The organism is Desulfatibacillum alkenivorans DSM 16219, from assembly GCF_900142135.1.
GTDB lineage: Bacteria > Desulfobacterota > Desulfobacteria > Desulfobacterales > Desulfatibacillaceae > Desulfatibacillum > Desulfatibacillum alkenivorans.
On record NZ_FQZU01000052.1, the window covers coordinates 12,590 to 34,405 of the forward strand.

At 54.5% G+C, this 21,816-nt stretch carries 18 protein-coding genes; 11 read left to right on the forward strand and 7 right to left on the reverse strand.

The window, feature by feature from the left end; all coding sequences use genetic code 11:
- Positions 1 to 8: 8 nt before the first annotated feature.
- Entirely contained in the window at positions 9 to 1,250 is a 1,242-nt protein-coding gene (locus BUE18_RS24495) for a thiolase family protein (RefSeq protein WP_073478783.1), read from the forward strand.
- 181 nt (positions 1,251 to 1,431) lie between these two features.
- Here BUE18_RS24495 and BUE18_RS24500 read toward each other — a convergent pair whose 3' ends face one another.
- Positions 1,432 to 3,597, reverse strand: coding sequence for an FG-GAP-like repeat-containing protein (locus tag BUE18_RS24500; protein ID WP_073478784.1), 2,166 nt, complete (start codon positions 3,595 to 3,597; stop codon positions 1,432 to 1,434).
- A 343-nt stretch (positions 3,598 to 3,940) separates the two neighbouring features.
- On the opposite strand from BUE18_RS24500, the gene BUE18_RS24505 reads away from it, so the two are divergent.
- From BUE18_RS24505 to BUE18_RS24530, 6 genes are all read left to right on the forward strand, one after another.
- Complete coding sequence (locus tag BUE18_RS24505; protein ID WP_244549376.1) at positions 3,941 to 4,612, forward strand: cobalamin B12-binding domain-containing protein; 672 nt, start codon at positions 3,941 to 3,943, stop codon at positions 4,610 to 4,612.
- A gap of 35 nt (positions 4,613 to 4,647) precedes the next feature.
- On the forward strand, positions 4,648 to 5,256 hold the full coding sequence (locus tag BUE18_RS24510; RefSeq protein ID WP_073478785.1) for a PAS domain-containing protein: 609 nt from the start codon (positions 4,648 to 4,650) through the stop codon (positions 5,254 to 5,256).
- A gap of 84 nt (positions 5,257 to 5,340) precedes the next feature.
- Positions 5,341 to 5,790, forward strand: coding sequence for a hypothetical protein (locus BUE18_RS24515; protein ID WP_073478799.1), 450 nt, complete (start codon positions 5,341 to 5,343; stop codon positions 5,788 to 5,790).
- Entirely contained in the window at positions 5,781 to 6,080 is a 300-nt protein-coding gene (locus BUE18_RS28125; protein WP_170868458.1) for a hypothetical protein, read from the forward strand. The genes BUE18_RS24515 and BUE18_RS28125 overlap by 10 nt, the downstream gene beginning before the upstream one ends.
- Positions 6,081 to 6,258: 178 nt before the next feature.
- Entirely contained in the window at positions 6,259 to 6,723 is a 465-nt protein-coding gene (locus BUE18_RS24525) for a cobalamin B12-binding domain-containing protein (RefSeq protein ID WP_244549377.1), read from the forward strand.
- A gap of 182 nt (positions 6,724 to 6,905) precedes the next feature.
- Positions 6,906 to 7,511: a hypothetical protein gene (locus BUE18_RS24530; protein WP_073478787.1), complete on the forward strand. Its 606-nt coding sequence runs from the start codon at positions 6,906 to 6,908 to the stop codon at positions 7,509 to 7,511.
- A 64-nt stretch (positions 7,512 to 7,575) separates the two neighbouring features.
- On the opposite strand, the gene BUE18_RS24535 is transcribed toward BUE18_RS24530, so the two are convergent.
- From BUE18_RS24535 to BUE18_RS24560, 6 genes are all read right to left on the reverse strand, one after another.
- Complete coding sequence (locus BUE18_RS24535) at positions 7,576 to 8,736, reverse strand: CNNM domain-containing protein (RefSeq protein WP_244549378.1); 1,161 nt, start codon at positions 8,734 to 8,736, stop codon at positions 7,576 to 7,578.
- 198 nt (positions 8,737 to 8,934) lie between these two features.
- Positions 8,935 to 9,897 carry a calcium/sodium antiporter gene (locus BUE18_RS24540; protein WP_073478789.1) on the reverse strand — a complete coding sequence of 321 codons (963 nt, stop codon included), beginning with the start codon at positions 9,895 to 9,897 and terminating at the stop codon, positions 8,935 to 8,937.
- A 57-nt stretch (positions 9,898 to 9,954) separates the two neighbouring features.
- Positions 9,955 to 10,527: a DUF2179 domain-containing protein gene (locus BUE18_RS24545; protein WP_073478790.1), complete on the reverse strand. Its 573-nt coding sequence runs from the start codon at positions 10,525 to 10,527 to the stop codon at positions 9,955 to 9,957.
- An 84-nt stretch (positions 10,528 to 10,611) separates the two neighbouring features.
- Positions 10,612 to 11,586: a zinc transporter ZntB gene (locus tag BUE18_RS24550; protein ID WP_073478791.1), complete on the reverse strand. Its 975-nt coding sequence runs from the start codon at positions 11,584 to 11,586 to the stop codon at positions 10,612 to 10,614.
- A 74-nt stretch (positions 11,587 to 11,660) separates the two neighbouring features.
- Positions 11,661 to 11,873 carry a lipopolysaccharide assembly protein LapA domain-containing protein gene (locus tag BUE18_RS24555; RefSeq protein WP_073478792.1) on the reverse strand — a complete coding sequence of 71 codons (213 nt, stop codon included), beginning with the start codon at positions 11,871 to 11,873 and terminating at the stop codon, positions 11,661 to 11,663.
- Positions 11,874 to 11,931: 58 nt separating this feature from the next.
- Positions 11,932 to 12,246: a glycogen-binding domain-containing protein gene (locus BUE18_RS24560; RefSeq protein ID WP_083611276.1), complete on the reverse strand. Its 315-nt coding sequence runs from the start codon at positions 12,244 to 12,246 to the stop codon at positions 11,932 to 11,934.
- A gap of 989 nt (positions 12,247 to 13,235) precedes the next feature.
- Here BUE18_RS24560 and BUE18_RS24565 point away from each other — a divergent pair.
- The 4 genes from BUE18_RS24565 to BUE18_RS24590 all read left to right on the forward strand — a co-directional run bounded on the left by BUE18_RS24565 (position 13,236) and on the right by BUE18_RS24590 (position 21,679).
- Complete coding sequence (locus BUE18_RS24565) at positions 13,236 to 14,339, forward strand: AraC family transcriptional regulator (protein WP_073478793.1); 1,104 nt, start codon at positions 13,236 to 13,238, stop codon at positions 14,337 to 14,339.
- Positions 14,340 to 15,340: 1,001 nt separating this feature from the next.
- Entirely contained in the window at positions 15,341 to 18,037 is a 2,697-nt protein-coding gene (locus BUE18_RS24575) for an alpha/beta fold hydrolase (protein WP_073478795.1), read from the forward strand.
- 18 nt (positions 18,038 to 18,055) lie between these two features.
- Positions 18,056 to 20,062: a magnesium chelatase subunit D family protein gene (locus BUE18_RS24580; protein WP_073478796.1), complete on the forward strand. Its 2,007-nt coding sequence runs from the start codon at positions 18,056 to 18,058 to the stop codon at positions 20,060 to 20,062.
- Between the two features lie 462 nt (positions 20,063 to 20,524).
- Positions 20,525 to 21,679, forward strand: a complete 1,155-nt coding sequence (locus tag BUE18_RS24590) for a pyridoxal phosphate-dependent aminotransferase (RefSeq protein WP_073478797.1) — start codon at positions 20,525 to 20,527, stop codon at positions 21,677 to 21,679.
- Positions 21,680 to 21,816: the final 137 nt, after the last annotated feature.

Consider the following 21,816-nt stretch of genomic DNA (forward strand, 5'->3'; position numbering starts at 1 on the left):
TTAATTTTATGGAAAACGTTTACATCATCGGCCTTGGGATGATCCGGTTTCAAAAATACCCGGACCGGACCGTCCGCGATATGGCCCAGGAGGCGACCATCCTGGCCCTGGCCGACGCAGGCATTACAAAAGAAGACCTGACCGCGGCGTACTTCTCCAATACCTTTTGGGGGATGTACACCAACCAGCATTCCATCCGGGGCCAGTGCATTTTGCGCTCCATGGGCATAGGCCGCATTCCCGTGACCAACGTGGAAAACGCCTGCGCGGGCGCGTCCACGGCCTTGAACATGGCGGTCATGGGAATCAGGTCCGGCGCCCATGACGTGGCCCTGGCCTTGGGATCGGAAAAAATCACCCACGAAAACAAGGGATTCGCCCTGGGCGCCTATGCCTCGTGCATGGACCTGGAGCGGATAGAGGATTCCATCAAGCTCTTTGAGGAAATGAGCCAGCGCCTGACCCCGGGGGCCGCCGATCAGGACGGCGCGCCCGGCGAAGGCCGCAGCATTTTCATGGACGCTTACGCCATGGGCTGCCGGTGGCACATGCAGAAGTTCGGCTCCACCCAGGAGCAATTGGCGCTCATTTGCTCCAAGAACCATTTTCACGGGTCCCTGAACCCTCTGGCTCAATATCAGTCCGTGATGACGCCTGAAGAGGTCCTGGCCGACAAAAAGGTGGCCTATCCTCTGACCCGCGCCATGTGCGCGCCTGTGGGCGACGGCGCCGCGGCGGTCATTGTGTGCTCGGAAAGCTATTTGAAAAAGCTGAAGGACCCCAGGCCCGTCAAGATTCTGGCCTCCATTCTGGGAACCGGACAGGACCGGGACCTGGACGGCGAGGACATCGGCGAGCGGCTGGTCAAGATCGCCTACGACAAAGCGGGGGTCGGCCCCCAGGACATCAGCCTGGCCGAACTCCACGACGCCACCACCTACGGCGAACTGCACCAGACCGAGGCCATGGGATTCTGCCCCATGGGCGAAGGCGGTCCCTGGGCCGAAACCGGCGCCACTCGCCTGGGAGGCAAACAGCCCGTGAACACTTCCGGCGGTTTGGAATGCCGCGGCCATCCCATCGGCGCTTCGGGCCTGGCCCAGATTTACGAACTGGGCTTGCAGCTTCGGGGCGAAGCCGGCGCCCGTCAGGTGGAAGGCGCTCGTTTAGGCCTGGCCGAAAACGGCGGCGGCAACATCGGCGTGGAGGAAGCGGCCATGTGCATCCACATCCTGGAAAAGGCCAATTAGCAATAAGTTGCCATTGAACAAAAAAATATGAGCTATATGCTTTTATGAGCAAACAGGATTTCCGGGGACATGAACTTATCTCGCTGATAGTCATGCAATGCACTGAGCAAGACCATGGAGATAAGTATCGTGTCCCCGTGAAATCGTTTTTCCCAATAACCCTATTGCCTGCAGGTGCGTATTACTCTCCTGCCAATAACCGCATCAAATATACGGTTTCGGACAGCCCCAACCTTCCGTCCTCGCTCACATCCGCCCATTTATATCCGTTTTCACCCGCCGTGTTTCCGGTCATGACTTTGAGGCTGAGGATCAAATCCGCCATATTCTTTTCTCCGTCCCGGTTTACGTCTCCCTGAATGTTAAAAAGGTCCCGGGTGTTTTCATACAAAGACGCGGATCTGTCCGCCCGTATCACGGCAATGTCCGGCCTGCCGTCCCCGGTAAAGTCTCCCACTGCGCACACGCCGGGGCTGGTTCCAAGAGGAACCAGGTTGGAGGCGTCCCGGAATTCAGCGCCTCCCTTGTTCAAATACATCTTGGTGGGACATGAGTTTTGCCCCACCGCTAAAAAATCCAGCCGGCCGTCGCTGTTAAAATCCGCCGGCAGGGTCCAACGCACCCAGCAATCTCCATAGTTGGGTGATGTGGGCCAATCCTGGGGAAGGCCGTCCGAGGCGTCCCGAAAGGTTCCGTCCTGATTGTTGAGCAGCAAGTACAGTATGGGGGTTTGATAATTGTCTGTGGATGCCATGAGCAGATCCGGCCATCCGTCATTGTTGAAGTCCGCCGGGCAGACGCTTATCGTGTTGTTATCCACGCCCAGGGGTCTTGCAGGCATTGCGTTGGCAGCGGCATAGGAAAAATATCCGCTCCCGTTGTTCAGCAGCAGAGCATCCCTGGTATAGCCGTCATCCTGATGCCCTCCGAGCACCAGATCCAGGTCCCCGTCCTTGTCCACATCCACCAGTGCGCATCCTGGAGCCCTTTTGGTCAAATTGGTGACTTCAGCCGGAAGGCGCGTGGTGTCCTCGGTAAACACCCCTGATTCGCTGTTCATACAGAATCTGGGGCCTACGTTGTTTTGTCCGGCAATATTGCACAGGAAAACGTCGGGAAAGGCGTCGCCGTTAATGTCGCCGGCAGCTATGTCGTGGGTGAATGCAGCGGTGGCGGGAAACCGGGCGGCGCTTTCCTCGGCAAGGGTTCCCGAACCCGTTTGCAGAATGATCTTGCTCACCCCGCCGGGGAAGGGGTGGGCGTCATATCCATGATCGCCAATCACAAAGTCCATTCTATTGTCTTTATTGAAATCGGCTTTGGCCCAGGCCCTGGGATGGGTGAATGCAATTCCTCCCGCCCATTCATCGGCGACCGCCTCCAGGACGCCCTGGCCTTTGTTTTCCATTACAACCAAAGGGATGGAATCCGTAGAATTCCATTTTAGCGCGGTTACGATTAGATCCAGGTCTCCGTCCCCGTCAAAGTCAATCGGAATGGCGTCCTGTGGAGATGTGAAGGGCGTCAGAGTAGTGAGTTCAAAGTCATTTCCGACAAAAGCCGGATCTGACAGGATCTCCAAAAACTCCATGGTCACCCACTCCGGCGCATTGGCAAAGCCGGAATCTCCCAAGGTGAGATCAGCGCTTGCATTACCAACCGAACGGGCGGTTCCGCCTTGTCCGTCGTCCAGGGACCAGCATACGATCAGGCCGTCTTCATTGCCGGCAAGCGCTTGGCTTGCATGGGTTTGAATCTCCTGGGCCGTCAAGCCCTTGTCCCAGACCCGCGCCTGGCACAGGGCGCCGCTGAATCCTCCCGCAGCGATGGTTCCGGCGAGACTCGCCCCAGCGCCCAGCGAAAAAGGAATCAAGTTAACGTTCGGCGTTCCTGGGCTGGGCATGGAATTGACCATTTGACCGTTTACATACAGTTTCATGGTCCCGTCTGAAAGAACGGCCGCTGCGTGAACCCACTCATTCAAAGGGGCGGGGTCGGGCGCCGGGACGCTCCTGTACGTGCCAGCCGATCCTGTCGTCTGGATAAATTCAAAATGTCTATTTCCGGTCAGACCGATGACATAACTCATCCACGGGTCGGTTCCCCGGTCCGTATGGGGCTTGCCCATAACCACCGTGTAATCCTGGCACCCTTCAAGGTAGACCCATACTTCCATGGTGAACTCGTCGCCAAGATCAAGCTCCGAAACCAGCGGCGCCCGGGCGATTTGATAGCCGCTGAACCGTAAGGCGTAATCTTGGTCGGGAGGGGAAAATGCAGCGAAAGCGGTTTGAGAAAACAGAATAAGGAATGCGGCCGCCAGTGGAAAACGCCAGGCTCGAAACATTTATGAACGCTCCTTTACAGTTGGGTAAGAATTGGCGCCTTGCGGACAAACCGGCGTTCCGCAGAAAAATAAAAGCGCGTTGTTTGTTATGTGCGTTATTGTGGGGGCAAGAAAAGCCGCTTCCAGATCTGTATATGTAACAAATTTCTCCCGCTATTTCAAATGCGTTGAGTCCATTCGTTCGATCCTGACAAAAAGGAAACCATTTTAACAAATCAGCGTTCTTGCCATTTTTTATGGAAGACCCAAAAAGCGGGGAATAGGGCGGGCGGTCATGGTTTCGGCATTCCTGTTCAAACAGCGGCCCTCTTTTTTCGAACCAAAATCCCGGCACATTTAATGCATGAAAATTCCTTTTCAAAATCTCCCTTTTTCAACAAAGGAACGGATCATGATAACGGAAGATTTATACAACGATTATTTCAATCATCTCTTGGGCGGCCGCCGGTCTGAGTGCTCTCGCATCGTGCAAGACCTGCTTGATCAAAGAATCGATATTAAGGAGCTATATGTCGATTTGTTTCAGAAAAGCCTTTATGAAACAGGGCATCTTTGGGAGACGAACAAAATCTCCGTGGCCAGGGAGCATCTGGTCACCGCCATTACGGAAAACCTTCTGAATTTGGTCTATCCCCGCTTATTTCATGAAGAAAAAAACGATAAAAAAGCCGTGATCTCATGCACCGCCAACGAGTTTCACCAAATCGGCGGCAAAATGGCCGCAGACATACTTGAGACCCATGGATGGAATTCCTATTTTTTAGGGGCAAACACTCCTTTAGATCATATGCTGGCTTTCATAGACGAGGTGAAGCCTGATCTTGTGGGCATGTCGTTAAGCGTTTACTTTAACATGCCTTCATTGATACAAGGTATTGAGGCCGTAAAGGCGGAGTTCGGCAGTCTTGATATCGCCGTAGGCGGGCAAGGTCTCAACTGGGGCGGGACGGAGAAAATCAAAAAATATGCCAATACTTTTTGTGTGTTTTCCTTGGCGGAACTAGAAAAAATATAAATATTGCAAAGAGTTAAATCAGGTATAGGGCGGCTATGGAACTCAAAGCCTTTTATGACTACATAAATAGCAGCGGGACGCTTCTTTTTTTCCGGCTGGATTCGGAAGGCCGCATCCTGTCAATGAATCAATGCGCCTGTCAAATTTGTGGCGAACATGTCATGGGGGAACCATTTCAAAACATTATCCTGGATTTTCAAGACATTTTTAATGTCCGGGAGATTAGAAATGGCTCTGAGTGTGAAAAACCGTTTAGTATTCAAACCGTCCAAGGCAGCCCCGAGACATATTTATTGGAATTTACGCCCGCCGAGGGTGATATTCTGGTTTTTGGCCGTAAGGATTTTGATGAAATGGAGCTATTGAAGACAGAGGTTATGTCATTGAATCAGGAGTTGGGAAATCTCAGCCGGACGCTTCACAAAAAAAATGCTGAATTGCAGAACGCCCTGGACCATGTAAAGACCCTGCAAGGCATTATTCCTATTTGCATGCACTGCCACAAGATTCGTGATGAAAAACAGATTTGGGATCGACTTGAAAAATATTTGACCGAACACACTTATGCAGAATTAAGCCATAGCATCTGCCCTGAATGTCTTGAAAGGCTTTACCCTGATATTGATGATGATGATGAATGCTGATTTTGCTATTAGATGTCCATCTCCATGCGATGCCCGGAAAAGGATAAACAAACAGAAGGGATGCTAAAATCCAAGGAGAACGCCATGAAGGAACAAATCATGAAGACGGCCGCGGAACTTATTCAACCTTCCGGAGATGTTGCCCGGGCTTTTTCACAAAAGCGCGATCAATTTGCTGCAAAGGGGAACCAGCTTATGGGGGAACGGCCTGATCTGGAAAAATTGACGGGAAAGGGTAATCGCCAAATGGCCGAGGACAATAACCGCAATTTCGCCAGATTCATGGAGTCCATGTTTTTGAATTATGACTCCAATGTTTTGGTGGAAACGGTTCTTTGGGTTTTCCGCGCCTACCGGGCGCACGGTTTTCAGTCAACCTATTGGGCCGCGAATTTAAATATTTGGCTTGACATGCTTGAACAATCTTTGACAAAGGAAGAATTTAACGCCATCTCTCCATTTTATAATTGGCTGATCGTCAATATACCTGTTTTTGTCGCACTCACGGATGAGACCGGCGGAAATTGCACCTAAATATTTTTGCTGGCAAAAGTGGTTTCTCCCAATCACTTTTCAGAAAGCAATTGCCTTGGAAAAATGGATTCGGAAAGGCCCATTTTTTCCGTCTTCGCTCACATCGCCCCATGTATAGCCGCTTTCAGCGGGCTATTCCCGGTCATGACTTTGAGGCAGAGAATCAAAGCCGCCATGGTCTTTTCTTCGTCCGGGTTTACGTCTCCCTTGATATTAAGCAAATTCATGATTACTATTTTTTTGAAACGCCTATTCCGAAAGTTGAAATTCATAATATCAAAATGCGATGAAGCAGTCCGTCGCACACAAACAGGCGCCCTTGCTTCTCGCCGGAGGGAAGAGGCCGGCGAAGCCGCCCGGGGTTCCATTCAAGCCGTCCATCGCGCCTTTTCCGGAAAGATTTAGGCACAATTAATGCATCATGTATCCGCTAATAAATCCGTCTTAATTCAATAAAGGAACTGACCGATGATATCGGAAAACGTCTACAACAATTACCTGGATCATCTCCTGGGCGGCCGCCGCGCCCAGTGCGCATGCATAGTGCAAGAGTTGCTGGACCAGGAGATTGCAATCAAGGACCTTTATTCAGGCCTGTTCCAGGAAAGCCTCTACGAAACCGGGCGTCTTTGGGAGATGAACAAAATATCGGTCGCCAGGGAGCATTTGGTCACCGCCATTACCGAAGGTTTGATGAATCTGGTTTATCCCGCTTTGTTCGGGAAGGAAAAAAACGGAAAAAGCGCTGTTGTTTCCTGCGTTCCCAACGAACCGCATCGAGTGGGGGCGAAAATGGCGTCGGACGTTTTTGAATTACACGGATGGAGCGTCTACTTCCTGGGCGCCGATACTCCCATAGATGATTTGCTCCGCTTTGTGGACAGGGTGTGGTGGGGTTGTCGTGCAGTGCGTATTTTAACTTCCCCAATCTGATACTATCTATAGAGGCGTTAAAGGCCGAGTTCGCATCCCTGGACATCGCCGTGGGCGGCCGAGCGCTCGCCATAGAAAACCTTGACAGCATCAATAAATACCCCAACACCATGTGCATACACTCATTACCGGAGTTGGAGGACATGCTGCAATCCAGTTGTTTTGTCGTTGCTTGAGGCCCAATGAACTTAAGCGCCTTTCACGAATACCTGAACGGCCCTGCGCCGGTTCTCTTTTTTCGGCTGGATGGGCAAGGCCGCGTCATGTCAATGAACAACTACGCCAGTCAAATCTGCGGCGACCTGACCGCGGGAACGCCTTTTCAGGATGTTCTCATTGATTTTCAGGAGGCTTTCGACTTTCAAAAAATAGAGGACGCTCCTTCGGAAGAGCATTTATTAAGCATCCAAACAGTCTCAGGCCATCCCCAAAGTTACCTGTTCGTGTTCAAGCGTCTGGGAAACCTGGTGCTGGCCTTTGGGCGTCCCGATATGCAAGAAATGGAATTGCTTCGTACGGAAATGGTTGCTTTAAACCAGGAGTTGGTAAATCTGACTCGGGACCTTCACAAGAAGAATGCAGAATTGCAACACGCCCTGGATCACGTTAAAACGTTGCAGGGCGTCATTCCCATTTGCATGCACTGCCATAAGATTCGCAACGAAAAGCAGGTTTGGGACAAGCTGGAAGAATACCTTATAGAGAGAGCGGACGTTGATTTGAGCCACAGCATTTGCCCGGAGTGCATGGAAAAGCTCTATCCCGAAGACGGCGATGACGAGTGCTGAGTTCCGCATGCCGGCCGGCCTTCCCTCAACATGGCTTGGGCTCCGCTTGCTCTAACCCGGCTCTCTAATCTTCCCGGTTTTGGGATTGCTGGTCTGCATCCATTTTATCCGAAGCCTTGCCGGCCGCGTCCACGTCCAGGCCCATGGCTTCGGCCCGTTTGCTCCACTGCTTGCGGGCAAGGGCCTGCATGTCCTTGACCTCGTCCATTTCGTCCATGATTTCCATGCCCAACAGGGTTTCCACCACGTCCTCCAGGGTGACAAGGCCTTTGGTCCCGCCGTAGGTCCCGGCCACCAACGCGATGTGCTGGCGCTTGTCCAAAAACAATTCCAGCAAGTTCGAGAGGGGCGCGTCCTTGGCCACGACCGGCATCTCCCGCTTCAGGCTTTCCAGGGAGACGTCCACCTGGCCTTTGGCCATGGCCAGCAGCAGATCGTCCTTAAGGACGAAGCCGGTGATGTCGTCCACGCTTTCCCCATAGACGGGCAGGCGGGAAAAAGGGGCGTCCCCGCAGCGTTCCAGGGCCTGGGCTATGGTCAATCTGTTGGGCAGGGCGGATATGACCATGCGGGGAGTCATGATGTCCTCGGCTTTCAGGAACTCCAGGCGAAACAGATTGCGGATGATCCGGGACTCCCGCTCGTTGATGTGCCCGGATTCCTCTCCCATGCCGGCCATGGCGATGAACTCCTCCCGGCTGAACACATGGATGTCTGCATTCCGGGCGATGACCTTGGTCAACTGCTCGGAAATGAGGATCAAGGGATACAAACAGAAGATCAGCGCGCTGACAAACTTGGCCGTAAGGCCGGACAGGCTGCGCCAGTACACGGCGCCCAGGGTTTTGGGGATGATCTCGGAAAAAAACAGGATCATCAAAGTCATGACCGCGGAAAACACCCCGAACCACCCACTGCCGAAGACGGCCGTGGCCTTGGCGCCCGAGCCGATGGCGCCTACGGTGTGGGCGATGGTGTTTAGCGTCAGGATAGCGGCCAGGGACCGGTCCACGTCCTCCTGCTTGAGCTTTTTCAGCAAGGCCGCCCTTTTGGGGGCCTTTTCCTCCAGTCCGGCGATAAACGAAGGCGTTACACTTAGCAGCACGGCCTCGGCCACCGAGCACATAAAGGAAAACACCAGGGCCAAAAGCACGTAAAGGACCAAAAGCGCCACGTCGGATTGCGAAGCCTGGACATCGGCCGGGGCAGGATCAACAATCCCCATGGCGAAAGCCGCTCCGCCTATTACAATGAGTACAAAAAAAAGAAGCGCATTGAATATGATTCTAGGTTTTTTCACTCCGGACAAGAGGCTTTCTTCCTTAACCAAAAAAAGTGCATGAACCCATAATAAGCCGCATTAATCGTCCCTTCCTGATTCCGCAAAAAACGGCGGAAGGCCAAACCGTTAAATCCGGCGGCCTCAGGATAAGGTTATTTTAAACCATAAGTACGCTGCGAATGCAAAGACAAAGACAGCGCCCTCCCACCGGTCAATGCTTCTTTTTTTTCCGGTGAACATAAAGAGGAAAAGGGCCAAACTTGCCAGAGCCACGGCCGCGTTGTCCAGGAAATCCCCCGGGCTGAGGGGGGCGGGGCGTATGGCTACGCTGACGCCCAATATTAGAAACACGTTGAAAATATTGGACCCCACCACGTTGCCCACGGCCATGCTGATTTTCCCCCGGTGGGCGGCCGTCAGGGACGAGGCAAGCTCGGGCAGGGAGGTCCCGGCCGCCGCCACCGTCAGGCCCACCAGGGATTCGCTCATGCCCAGCTTCTTGGCCATGACCACCGCGGACGCCACAAAGATGCGCCCGCCCAGGATGAGAAGCGCCAGGCCGCCTGCGATGAACCCGGACATGAGGAGCCCGGCCATTTTCTCGGGGGGGCTCTCCCCGGTCTCCTGGAGTTCCCCGGAAGATTTGGCGATGGAAAAGGTGTAATACAGAAAAATGGCGAAGAAGCACAGCAGGATCAATCCGTCAAACAGGGACAGGGTGTGGGCCTGCTCCGGGCATCCGGCCGCGGGTTCGGCCAGGAGAAAAACCGCGGCGCAGGTGAGAAGCAGAAAGGGAATGCCTTTCCACACCGTGTTTTCGTCCACCCCCAGCGGGGATAGCATGGACGAGATCCCCAATATGACCAGGAGATTGAACAGATTGCTGCCAAGCACGTTGGAGACGGCCAGGGCCGTGCTGCCCTGAACGGCCGAAACCACGCTCACGACCAACTCGGGGCCCGAGGTGCCGAAAGCCACGATGGTCAGCCCCACCACCAGTTCGGAGATATTAAAGCGCCGGGCCAGGGCCGAGCCTCCGCGAACCAGGATCTCCGCCCCTACGATAAGCAATGCCAATCCGCCCGCCATACCCAGGAGAAACATGTCCACCCCTTCGCCGCTGCGCCGCTGGAAGAAAGATTGCCGGAACGGCTCCCTCCGTTACTTTTTTTTCAAAACCGCTCTCCAGCCGGTGGGCGGCGCCATGAACGGCCGGATCACCTTGCTGACGCTTCCGGCCCTCTCCGTAATATAAAAAGCCTCCGGATCGACCGACTTGATCATGGTGATGATGGCCCCCACGTCTCTGCGCCTGCAGACAATGAACAACTGCATGACCGGGCCTTCCAGGCCCTCTCCGGCAAAAGTGGTGACCTCGTAGCCTTGGCCACGAATCAGTGCGGCCATTTCCCTTCCGTTTTTTATGGAAATAGCCCGCAGTATCATGTGCCCGGCCGCCATCCACCGCTCCAACTTGATTCCCGCGAAATTGCCGGAGGCGAAGCCCAGGGCGTAAAAGAAAATCAGGCCCGGCCGGTCCTTGATCAGGGGGACGACTGTGGATATGACGGACAGCCAGATAAAGACCTCAAAAAAGCCCAGGCAAAAGGAAATCCAGGTTCTGCCCTGGACGATCATGATGGTTCGTATGGTCCCAAGGGACACGTCCACAATGCGCAGGCAAAAAATAAGCGCTCCTTGGGCAATCAATGGAAGGTTGGTAAAAAACTCCATACAAGCGGCTTTCAGACACGATGACGGCGACATTGGCCCGCAGAACATTCGTGATCCCGGTCGTCAAAATGTAAGAGAAGGCTTTCAGAGCCACCTCATGCGTTTGAACAAAAAAAGCAGGACGCCCCCCAACCCCAGCAGAAAAACGCACACGATCAAAAAGGCCCAGCGGTAATCCGCCCCGGGAATGCCGCCCACGTTTATGCCCAAAAGCCCGGTTAAGAGCCCTAACGGCAAAAATATGGCCGCCACCACGGATAAAATCAGCATGGCCCGATTCATTTCCTCGGCAAGGCGGTTTCCCAATTCCTCCTGGGTGACTGCGGCCCGGTCCCTGGCGGCGTCCATATCCTCCACAAAACGGGCCGTGCGCTCCGCATCCTCCCGGATTTCCATTTTGTGGAATTCATTAAGGATGGGGCTTTTTTCGTTTTGCAGCCTTAAAAGAACGTCCCGCTGGGGGGCGATGTATCGCCGGAGGGCGATGGCCTGCCTTCGGATTTTGGACACCTGGGGCCGCAAGCCCCTGGCGTCCGGCTCCAGGACGGCCTCTTCCATCTGGTCCGCCAGGTCGTCTATCTCGTAGATCACGTCCCCCATGCGGTCCGTGATGCGGCTGCATACAAAGGTGAAAAATTCTCCGGAATCTTTCGGCCCCACTCCTTCCTCCAAAGCGGTTGCCGCGTCCTGGACGGCCATGACCCTTCTGTGGCGCATGGATATAATCCTGCCAGGCTCCAGCAGCATTCTCAGGGCCACCATGTCTTCCGGGTCGGAGCCCGGATTGGCGTTGATCCCCCGCAGAATAACCAGGAGATCTTCTCCCAGCCCCACGGAGCGCGGCCGTGTTTCGTCCGCTATCAGCCCCTGCACCACAATGGGATTGAGGCCGCTTTTTTCATCCAGCCACGCCATGGCGTACGGGTCGCGGAAATCCACATGGAGCCACAAAATCCCCTGATCGGGGGTCCACTGAAGAATATCCTCCCATCCCACGCTTCGGCCCCCGCCTACGCCGTCAAGCAAATAGGCGTATATCAACCCGCTGCTGTCCTGCATCCATCCCCCCCGTGACATAAAACAGGCCTCTCCCCTATGACTCAGGTCTTTTCGGGGTCAGCCTATTCTTTAACCTATTCTTTGCCGGCGCTCTCTTTCTTTTTCGTTATCCGGATTGGGAGCCACCCTGCAATGAGCCCTAATGCGAACACGCAACATAGCACAAGCGCCCGGGAAGCCTCCGCGCCCCAGAACAAAAAGCGCACCTCCACAACCTCTGCATTTTGAATCACAAAAATGACGAACAACAAGCCTATCAGAATTCGCACAACCTTTTTGACGGTCATTCACAAGCTCCGTTGCGGACTATCGGTTTTTATGCAATCCCAAGGCTGTGAGCGGGGACTAAATCTCCAGCACATGATTCTCCGTGCCGAACTCGTTGGTGCAGGTCTCTTGCGTGTCCGGGTTCAGAGCCCAGTCGCCGTCCACCAAAAACTTGTACTCGCAACGGCCCGGGGCGACCATGACAATCTTTTTCCACAACCCGGTCTTATCCAACTTCATGGGATGCTTCTTGGCGTCCCAGCCGTTAAAATCTCCGGCGACCGAAACCTCTTTGGCCTCGGGAGCTCTCATAAAAAAGGTTACTCGTTTCTTTGCAGACGCATTTTTAGCGGACTTTGTCTTGCCGCCGGTCTCCATCTTCTTTTTGGCCATGGTTCAGACCTCCTTTTGCCTGTCCTGAACAGGGTCGGCATCGACCCGAAAAAGTCTTGCGCTCCCAATACGGCCCCTAATCCCTGATGGTATCTTGCATTTTACTAAATATACGCCCGCCAATGCATGGTGTCAAAAAAGATTCGTGTTAGGGCGTGGAGTATTTATTCGCCCAGGCAACGGCGGTAATTTGGGCGATCACAAGGATCGCCCCTACAAGAGCTGAAAATGCGTAGGGCGCGAATCTTGTATTCGCCCAGGCAACGGCGGTAATTTGGGCGATCACTAGGATCGCCCCTACGCGGGCGCAGCAAGCGGCGCCCCGCGAATACAATGGAGATAGGTGCGGACAGCCGCACGGATGTCGCATTAAATCTTAAGGGATTCATTTGATGCGTAGTTTCAGGGCTTGCCCTGCCCAATACAGGAGGAAAATGGGCGGGCCAAAGGGAGTATTCAGGCCTATAAAGCCCGTCATCCCCGTGCAGGCGGCGCCCGAGCTTCGTGGTTGTCTTTTAGTACACGGACGAAGGATTCCCGACAGGGACATTCGGGAATGACAATGCTTAATTAAGCCCTGCGTGGAGCGCCATTTTAAAAAGTTTCTGCCCCTCTTTTTTCAAAAAGAGGGCCGCCGGAGGCAGGTATTTTCGCCCTTGCGCGAAGCGCATTTTGAAGTTCTTTGCGGTGCTTTCTTGCAAGAAAGCGGCCCGCCGGAGGCTTCCATTAACTCCGCTGCTTGTTGTTGCTTTTGGCGGTTTGGCCAATGGGCGGGAAATAAATTGACATGGTGCGTCATTTACGTTAGTTTTGTACGCACGTATAATGTTTGCATGGCGGATGCTTGTTTGAGGGGTCCTTTTTTTACCTAACTATCCAATTTTCCTACAGGTCGCGAGCCGTTGGGGCGGCGGCCGCCCAACCGGAAAAACCGGCCCAAATTGCCGAAAACGCGGAAAAGCCTGATTTTTTCATCCATGAGGTGACGCATGGTCTGGTCCATCCAGGCAATTACTTTACCCATATTTTTCGCCAGCGGCCTGGCATTGCTGCTTGCTCTGGAGCAGGTGGTCCGTAAAAAACCCAATACCGCAAATCTCTTGTTTTCCAGCATTTTTGTGTGTTGCGCGATCATCCTGTGGGGGGCGGGCGCCGTGGCCAACAGCCTGCCGCCCAAAATGCCTTTGACGATTTACCTTTTTTTTACGGCCATTTGCTGCGTGGGGCCTTTGTACTATTTTTATTTCACCCTGCTGCTGCACCCGGAAAAGCGATTTTCTCCAAGATCTCTGATCCACTTCATACCGGCCATAGGCGCTTTTTGCGCGGAAACCGGCTTTCAACTGCTGCCCCTGGAATTTAAAACCGCCTGGCTGAGCGAAATGTTTATACAGCCGCCCAAGCACGCCTTGATGATTTTGGTTGTGATCGGCGCCGTACATGCCGCGGCCTACATCAGCTATTTGCTGAAAATGGATCTGGGGCTGGTCTGGAATGTCAAGGAAGTCAAGAATGAACTCCGGGGCATGCTGGTTATAGACGTTTTGGCCATTTTATGCGTGGTGGCCCTGTACATTGGATTTACTTTTAAAATTCTCTGGCTGTTCCATTACGGCGGCCTTTTGCTGACCGTGCTCACCGTCAGCGTGTTTTTAGGGTATAATCGGTATCCGGGCTTTTTGCAGTTGCTGCAAGAGGAATTTGAAAAAAAGCGCTACGAAAAATCCTCTTTGACCCACGTGGACGTCTCGGCCATTAACGAAAGCCTGCATAAGCTCATCGCCGAGGAAAAGGTCTATACGGACTGCGAGCTGAATCTGGCCGGGCTGGCGGATATGCTCGCCCTCACCCCTCATCAGCTGTCCGAGTTCCTGAACGAACGGGTTCAAACCGACTTTCGCTCCTTCATCAATTCCTTTCGCGTAGAGGAGGCCAAAAAGCTCCTGGTCCAGGAGCCGGATAAAAACGTTTTAACCATCTGCTACGACGTGGGATTCGGATCCAAATCCACCTTCAATAACGTCTTTAAAAAGGAAACCGGCCAAACCCCCACCCAATACCGCGAAAGCGCCTTATCGCCGCAAACTGCTTAAGACCGCCAAGCTGTAAAAAGCAAAAAAACAAAAGACAAAGGACAAAAAGCGAAAAGCGCCTTCGGCGGCAAACTTTTTGGAAAAAGTTTGATCAAAAACTTTTCAATGGCGCTTCGCGCGTGTTGTACTGTCGATTTTCGGGTGGCTCAGGCAGTGTAGTTTACTGCCTGAGTGCGCAGCGCAAAAGGCTTGAGTAAACGCCCTTGGAACCCTGGGTTTTTCTTGAACCTGCAATGCCCGGAAAAGCGGAGATCAAGAATTTCCATCCGCCCGCCGGCCTTGCCAGACCTATATTGTCTTCCCAGGCCGCGCCTTTTGCGCTGACGCGCCCAGGAAAACGAGTTTCCCGGGCCGCCCTCAGTGGGGGATGTTTGGGCTGTTAAGGAATAACAGGGGACCTGACCTTATCTCTTCAATGAGGATGCAAGCAGCCGCTGGTAATGCTGAGATAAGGATCGTATCCCCCTTAACTGTGCATTCCCTGAAACGGGGCTCCGGAGTCTTTCCGAAAACCCGGCCTTTCCACTTAAAAAAAAACATGCATCGGTCTGTTTTTTAATCGTTCGGACAAAAAATTTCCTGTTTTGGGCGCATTTTTCAAAAAAAAAGGGTCCGATCCTATATTTTCGCACCCTTTTTGGGGCCGGATTTATAATCCGGGGCGACGCAATGCGTTATTTTACGGCCTAATGGGGCATCACAAGGCGGCCTGCACTCAAAAAAACAAGAGCCTAGACCCCTCTGACCAAAAAAATGCAGGCCAGCCTTGTGAGGAAAAAAATCATCCCCTGGATCGCTCTTTTTCTTCTCCCTGAAGGGCGCCTCTCTCAAGCTAAACCCGCCCGCCTTTTTAGGGGGCGGCGTCATATGGTGTTCGCGTCAATCATCCCAACCCGGCTGAAAAAACCGGCCGGGCTTTTTGCGCCGGACGATGCGCCGATAACTTCCATTTAGTTCTCGCCAGTCTTTATCGGCGTCCTTGCCGTCACAGGAGGTATTTCATGAAAAGAATCCTGTTAACCAATTCCATCGGCCCTTACGAAACCGGTTGGGGCGAGGATGTGAATGACCTGTTTTCCGCCCGCCTGACCCGGGCCCAAGGCCCTTTTACGGCCAAAAGCATTTTTCCCGCCTTCGCCCTCCACTTGCTGGCGGAAAACCTGAACGCCGATACGACGATCATGGAATGGCCCACCGAAGAGCTGTTCCACAAGGAGCTTGAAAAGGATTATGACTATCTGGGCATTCAGGTGAAATCCGTGCACCTGAGCCAGATCGCCAAAATGGTGAAAATCGCCCGGGCGGTCGCCCCTGACACGGAAATTATCCTGGGCGGATACGGCGTGATGCACATTTTTCATCCATACCCCAACGATCCTTTGAACGACGCCCAGTACCTGAAGGAAAACGCAGACCATTTTTGCTTTCAGGAGGGCGTGACCTTTTTTCGGAAGATCATCGGCCAAAACCCCGACGATCCCATATCCCAGGTGCGGCAGCCCATGTTCGAAGTGACGGTGCAGGGCGGGGACCATCTGGCCCGGTTTCCGTTAAGTTCCACCCTGGTTTCGTTGGGATGCCCCAACGCCTGCGAATTTTGCAACACCTCCCATTTTTTCAAGTTCAAAAAGATCAACGTGTGCACCCCCGAGGAGGCCTTTGCCTCCTTGAAAGCCGCCAACCAGCGCATGGCCGGCCAGCCTTCCTTGTTCAACATGATCTGGGACGAGGATTTCCTCCTGGATCGCGATTACGTTTTACGGCTGGGCGAGCTTTTGCAAAAGGACGGGTTGATCGGCAAGGTCAATCTGTTTTGTTTCGCCAGCATCAAGTCCATCTCCCAGTACACAGTGGAGGAATTGGTCCGGTGCGGGGTGGGCGTGTTGTGGATCGGCGTGGAATCCAAGTTCGAGGCCGACATCCTGGCGGACCACAATTTTCAAAAACGGGTCGGCAGGGACGTGCGGGAGGTTTTTGAGGAACTGCACAACCACGGCATTCTGATTATCGGCTCCAACATTTTGGGCCTGGATTTTCATAACCACCAAAACATTCTGGAGGACATTGACTATTTCGTATCCCTTAAGCCGGATTTGTATCAGGTCTCCCCCTTGAGGCCGTGTCCCGGCACCACCTTGTACGACCGGCTCATGGAGGACGGCCGGATCGAAGAGGAATTCCGCCACCAGGACACCATGCTGTGGAGCGACGTCGGGTTGAAGCATCCCAATTTCAAGCGGGGCGAAATCCGGAAATATTTTCACCTGGAGCATAAACGGCTTTTGGAAACCAACGGCCCCACCATCCTGAGCGTCATGGACGTCATGTTCAAAGGCTACAAGACCATGGTGCACTCCCCGGACCCGTTCCTGCAGGCCAGGGCGGAGCGGTGCTACTTTTTCGGCAAAAAGCTGGCCGCGGGATTTTTGCCGGTCATCCCCGAGATGATTCCCACACCGGCCGTGCGGGAGCGCGCAAGCCGAATCCACGAGCAATACAGGCGCTATGTGGGCGATTTCGGCGTAAAGGAAAAAGCCGCCCAACGGGTTATAGGCCGGTTGATGCGAAAACGCGCGGCCATGACGCCGCCTGAATCCTACACTCCGGACTACCTGGTCACCCGGGTCAAAGGCCCTGGCGCGGAACCCAGGGTGGTCAAACGCCAAAGGCCTGTGCGGCATGTCCTGAGCCAGGCTTCCATCAAAGGACTGCGCAAGGTCCTCGGCCTGCGGGAGCACAACGCCTTTCCCATCAAGTTGAAGGACATTGACGATTTTCCCGTGGAGTTCAAGACCATGGAAATCGAAGGCAATCGCATGAATTACGTGGACGAAGGCCAGGGCGAAACCCTGCTCATGCTTCACGGCAACCCGACCTGGTCCTATTTGTACCGCCATTTTATCAAGGACCTGAAAAAGGACTACCGATGCGTTGCACTGGATCATCTGGGGTACGGCCTGTCGGACAAGCCCCATTACGAAGATTATTCCATGGAGGCCCACATCCGCCGCCTGGGAAAATTCATAGAAAGTCTGGGGCTGAAGGACATCACCCTCATCTGCCAGGACTGGGGCGGGATCATCGGGCTTTCCTATGCAGCCCGGAACAAGGACCTGTTCTCGCGGCTGATCCCCATGAACACCACGGGCTTTCTGCCCGGATCGCCCAAGGAGTTTATCCAATGCCTGGGGGCCTGGGCCTTTCCCTATTTATGGTCCTATAAGGTCCCCATTGCGGGCAAGAAAATGGCCATGGACTGGAACGTCTTCCTGAAGGCGGGCATGCATCTGGGCATTGTCAACTCCAGGCGGCAGTTGCACAAAAAGGCCATGGACGGATACCTTTACCCCTTCCAGATGGTGCGGGACCGCACCGCCATCATGAAATCCGTGCGGCAGGTTCCCATGGGGCCCCTGGACAAGACCTGGCGGCTTTTGCGGGATACCGGCAGGCGCCTGGAGGGCTGGGACGTGCGCACTCAGGTGATCTGGGGCATGAAAGATCCTGTGTTCGTTCCCTGGTTTATGGAGAAGTTCGAGGAGATGCTGCCTAATCACGCGCCTTCGGTGAAGATTGCCACGGCCGGCCATTTTCTCCAGGATGACGAGCCGGAAATCATCATCCAGGAAATTCGGCGTTTTTTAAAGGAAAAGCAGCTCAAGCGGAAAAAAGGCGGCGGAAAAAAACGGGCTGCATAGAGCAAACATGGAACGACCATGACCTATACCTATCCCTTCACAGCCTTTATCGGCCAGGATCTCATGCGCCTGGGCCTGCTTTTGAACGCCGTCAATCCCAAGATCGGCGGCATGCTCATCCGTGGCGAAAAAGGCACGGGCAAAAGCACTGTGGTGCGGGCTTTGGCGGCCATCCTGCCTGAAATCGACGTGGTGGAGGCCTGCCCCTTTCAATGCAATCCCCACTCGACGGACCTGATGTGCCCCCATTGCCGCAAAGCCGCTGAAAACGGCCCCTTGCCGGTCCAAAAAAGGCAGCGAAAGGTTTTGGAACTGCCCATCAACGCCACGGAAGACCGGGTGGCGGGCGCCATGGATCTGGAGCACGCCCTGTCCACGGGTGAAAAACGGTTCGAGCCGGGAATCCTGGCCAGCGCCAATCGCGGCGTTTTGTACGTGGATGAGGTCAATCTTTTGGACGATCACATTGTGGACATCCTCCTGGACAGCGCAGCCATGGGCGTAAACACCGTGGAGCGCGAAGGCGTGAGCTTCACCCATCCGGCCCGGTTCATCCTGGTGGGCACCATGAATCCTGAGGAAGGGGATTTACGGCCCCAGTTGCTGGACCGCTTCGGCCTTTCCGTGTATGTGGAGGGCATTCTCGACCTGGATCAGCGGGACGCCTTGCTGCGGCGCTGGGAGGAACACGAATCCAATCCCAAGGCCTTTCTAAACAAATGGCGCAAGCGGGAAAACGCCCTGAAAACCCGCATCGCCAAGGCACGGAGGATTTTACCCAAGGTCAAGGCGGACGACTCGGTCATCCGCGCCATCACGGAAATGGCCGTGCAATTGGGCGTGGACGGGCATCGGGCGGACTTGGTCATCCTGAAAACCGCCAAAACCCACGCCGCCTTTGAAGGACGCCGGGACGCGACCCTGGACGACGTGGAGGCGGCCGCCAAACTGGCCGTGAGCCATCGCATGCGCAGACAGCCCTTTGACGACGTTCCCGACCACTCCCGGGCCGTGGAAAAAGTCATGGATGGCCTTCGGACGCGGGAGCAACGTAAAAAAAAACTCCTGAAAAAAGAGAGTCCGACTGAGAGCAAGCAGGACGCGCCTTTGGAAAACGGCTGTCCCAGGGAAAGGGGCCTGCGGCCCAGCCCCTCGGGATCTGAGGCGGCCGGGGAGGTTTTCAAGCCGGGAAAGGCGGGCGATCTTTCAGCCAGGACTTTCAGGATGCCGTTTCCCCGGGGGAAAGAGCCGGAGAAAGGCCGCTTTCAAAAAGCTCCCGCCCTGGAAAAGCGAGGCCGCTACACGCGGATATCCCGCAATCAGGAGGGCGGCGACCTTGCCCTGGACGCCACCCTGCGCGCCGCCGCTCCGTACGCCCTGTCCCGCCCTGCCGGAGGACTCGCCATACCCATCCAGCCTGACGACTGGAGGCGGAAATCACGCACCCACAAAACCGGAGCTTTGTTCGTTTTTGTGGTGGACGCTTCCGGCTCCATGGGCAGTACGCTCATGACCCAAACCAAGGCGGCGATCATGCACCTTCTGGCCCAGGCCTATAAGGACCGGAGCGAAGCCGCCATGATCGCCTTTAAAGGACGCAAGGCCGAGGTGCTTCTGCCGCCCACAAAAAGCATCAACCTGGCGGAGCGAAAGCTCAGAACCTTGCCAACCGGCGGAACCACGCCTCTTTGCGCGGGTATGGCCCTGGGATTGAAAATTGCGAAAAAGGCCCTCCAAAGAAAGCGGGCCCCCTGGCCGCGCATAGTGCTGGTCACGGACGGCCGGGCCAACATCGGCCTGGATAAAACAAGGGACGGGGCGCTCTTGCCCTTGCATGAAGAAGTTTTAGCCATGGCCGGAAGCATCGGCAGGGAAAACCATATCCGAAGCCTGGTGCTGGACGCGGAGGAAAAGCATCCGGCCGCTTTGGGCATGGCCCGGGAAATCGCCCGGCATATGAACGCCCGCCGCGTTCCCATATACGGCCTGCAGCCCGAATCCATTGTGGAGGCGTTGTGGGAGTGATTTTTTGGGGAGAGACTCCGATGCAGCATTTCGAATGATATTGGCGTGCAAAGAGCTGAATAAGGAAATGTCCAAAGGAAACGCGTTGTTTGAGCAGCTTGCAATTGAGGTTGACAATGTCTGTGAAACGGCGGGATCTCGTCAAGCATCTTGAATCAAATGGCTGCTATCTATTAATGGCAGGGGCCGCTCCATTTACACGAACAACGATCAGGCCGCGCCGGTAAAGCGGCATCGGTTTCTTGACCGCATCACGGCCGGCGAAATTTGCAAGCAGGCCAAAATCCAGCCCAAATTTTAGCGTCTCATCCTTAAGTTCCTCCCAGTAAAATTAAAAGCAGGTTGAAACTTGCCGGATGGAAAGGTTATTGATAGCCTGTTCATCCATGAGAGGAAATTTACCGGCTTTTGAGATCCAATAGCATCCATATTAATAATCCGACAACAATAGAGAGGCGTTTTATGCGGATTTCCGCAAGAGGGCAGAACATTCGGCAAAGCGATATCAGAACCATGACCACGGCCTGCCGCGAGGCGGGCGGCATCAATCTGGCTCAGGGAGTTTGCGACATCAAGGTCCCGGACGAGGTCATCGCCGGCGCAAAAAAGGCCATGGACGAGGGTTTTAACGTGTACACGCCCAACCACGGACTGCCGGAGCTGCGTCAGGCCATTGCCGGCAAAACCGAGGCCTTTTACGGATACCGGCCCGACCCGGAAACCGAGATCGTGGCCAGCCTTGGCGCCACCGGCGTGTTCTACTGCGCAGCCATGGCGCTTTTGAATCCCGGGGACGAGGTGATTTTGTTCGAGCCCTATTACGGATATCACGCCAGCACTCTGGAGGCGGTGGGCGCAATTCCCGTCTTCGTCCCTGCAAAACCGGGAACCTGGGAGATCGAACCGGACGCCCTGGCCAAGGCCGTCTCCCCTCAGACCCGGGGGATTGTACTGTGCACGCCCGGCAATCCCTCCGGGCATGTCATGACCCCCGGGGAAATCGATTTGATCGCGGAAGTTGCGCAAAAGCACGACCTGGTGATCTTTTCCGATGAGATCTACGAGCACTTTCTGTACGACGGGCGCACCCACCAGTGCCCCGGGCTCCATCCCGGCCTGGAAGGGCGGACCGTGACCATGTCCGGCGCTTCCAAGACCTACGCCATCACAGGCTGGCGTTTGGGCTACTGCATCTGCCCTGCGGACGTGACTGATGCCGTCACCCACTTGAACGATCTGGTTTACGTGTGCGCCCCCGCGCCTTTGCAAATGGGCGTGGCCGCGGGCATGAACATGCTTGGCAGGGATTACTACGAGGGCCTGGCCCGGGATCATCAGAAAAAGCGGGACCTTTTCTGCGATACGATTGAAAAGGCCGGCATGAAGCCCTATCGCCCGGAAGGCGCCTATTACGTGCTGGCCGAAGTTTCCGGCGTGCCCGGGCATGACTCGTTCACCCGGGCCATGCATATTTTGGAAAAAACAGGGGTTTCCAGCGTGCCGGGGAGGGCTTTTTTCCATGACGACTCCGGGGACGCCCTGGTGCGCTTTTGCTTTGCCAAGGAATTTCCGGTGCTGGAAGAGGCTTGCGACCGCATCGCAAAATGGAAAAGGTAATGGGCCAAGGACTGCTATAAAAGATTTTGGTTGTTATTCCTATTTGATGGCCCGGCAAAAAGTTTCCGGGATTAATGCCCCCACAATCAGGGCCGGTTTTTTGTTGTTTTTATAGGGAATAATGCTTGCCGCAGGAT